This window comes from Rhodococcus sp. R1101, assembly GCF_000278445.1.
In the GTDB taxonomy this organism is placed as follows: domain Bacteria; phylum Actinomycetota; class Actinomycetes; order Mycobacteriales; family Mycobacteriaceae; genus Rhodococcus; species Rhodococcus gordoniae.
This window is the reverse complement of the sequence record NZ_AJVB01000702.1, coordinates 1-1,456: the sequence shown is the minus strand read 5'-3', so window position 1 is coordinate 1,456 and position 1,456 is coordinate 1. Positions and strand designations below refer to the sequence as shown.

Here is a 1,456-nt window from a genome sequence, read left to right as displayed (position 1 = left end):
GTTGCACGTGGGTTCCGAGGATCCGCACGAATGCCTCCTGCTCCGCCTCGCAGAGTTCGGGGAACTGCTCGGCGACATGCGAGACCGGGCAGTGGTGCTGGCAGATCTGCACGCCGGTGCCGACCCGCCGGGTCGAGGCCGCGAACCCGGAGGCGGTGAACGCGCCGGCGATCTCCTCGGCAACGCTCTCGACGTCGTCGACGTTCTCGTCGGCGGGCGCCACATTGCCGAGGATCGAGTCCACGCGGCGACGCGCGAAGTCCTCCACGGCGGCGTCGCCGCCGAGCTCGCGAAGATGACGCATCGCGGCGGTGGCGAGATCGTCGTAGGAGTGGCCGAGCCGGGCGCGCCCGACGGCGGTGAGCTGGAAGCGACGTGCCGGCCGGCCGCGACCGCGGCCCTGCCTGCGCGGAGGTGCGGCGGCCTGCGCCTCGCCGGACTCGATGAGCGCGTCGAGATGGCGTCGCACACCGGCGGCACTCAGGCCGAGACGGTCGCCGATCTCCGGCGCGGTGATCGGGCCTTCTTCGAGCAGCAGCTGCACGACCGCGGCGCGCGTCTGTCCCTCCGGGATCTCGCGACCGGTCGACGGAGGATTCCTGCGTGCGTCCTCGACGTGCGACGCCGCCGCGGCAGGTACGTGACCTGCGCGTTCTGCGGTGTCGGTGGTGTCGCACGGGTATTTCACAACACCAGTGTGACGGAATTCGGAAGCACGGTCCACCAAGGGTGCCCTTTGTTACACCCTCATCCCGGAGTCCGCGGAAACCACATCCACCCTCCCGTTACGCTTCTGACGTGCAGTCGACTCCTTCCCTGTCAGCCCCGCGCACGACTCCTCCGTCGTCGGGCCGATCGGGAGTCCGCGAACACCTGCACACGTGGGTCCGACGCGCCCTGGGGCTCGAGGCCCCCGGTCCCCATGCCGACGTCTCCGTCGTATTGCACGGCGACGAGGCCGAAGGGCGCGGACTCGACGCGACGGAGAACACGTATCTGCACCGTATCCGGCTGCTCGGCGCCACCGGTGCCGTGCTCATGGCGGTCGGCGCGCTCGGCGCCGGGGCGCAGCCGGTCCTGCAGAACCCTGTGCAGGGAGTACGAGCTCTCGGGCTGGCGGCGCGCATGCCGAGCGCCGCGCTCACCACGACCATGATCGGTACGGCGCTGGTGATCCTCGCCTGGCTGCTGCTCGGACGATTCGCCATCGGCCGGAGCGCGCCGGACGGTCCCGTGCGCCGACTGTCCCGGTCGCAACTCGACCGCACCCTGCTGTTGTGGATTCTCCCGCTCGTCGTGGCGCCACCGATGTTCAGCAAGGACGTGTACTCCTATCTCGCGCAGAGCGAGATCGCGGCACGCGGACTCGATCCCTACGCGATCGGACCGGCGGGAGCGCTGGGCGTCGACCACGTCCTGACCCGGACGGTGCCGAACATCTGGCGCGACACCTCGG

Annotated in this window: 2 protein-coding genes; one reads left to right on the top strand and one right to left on the bottom strand. The window is 70.4% G+C overall.

The genetic code is table 11. The features are described from left to right. The coding region (locus R1101_RS28420; protein ID WP_016935603.1) for a helix-turn-helix domain-containing protein at positions 1–688 on the bottom strand (688 nt) is incomplete at its 3' end. 110 nt (positions 689–798) lie between these two features. Between R1101_RS28420 and mptB the strand changes: the two genes are divergently transcribed. Further along, on the top strand, positions 799–1,456 hold a 658-nt coding region (gene mptB, locus R1101_RS0123390; protein ID WP_016935602.1), incomplete at its 3' end, for a polyprenol phosphomannose-dependent alpha 1,6 mannosyltransferase MptB.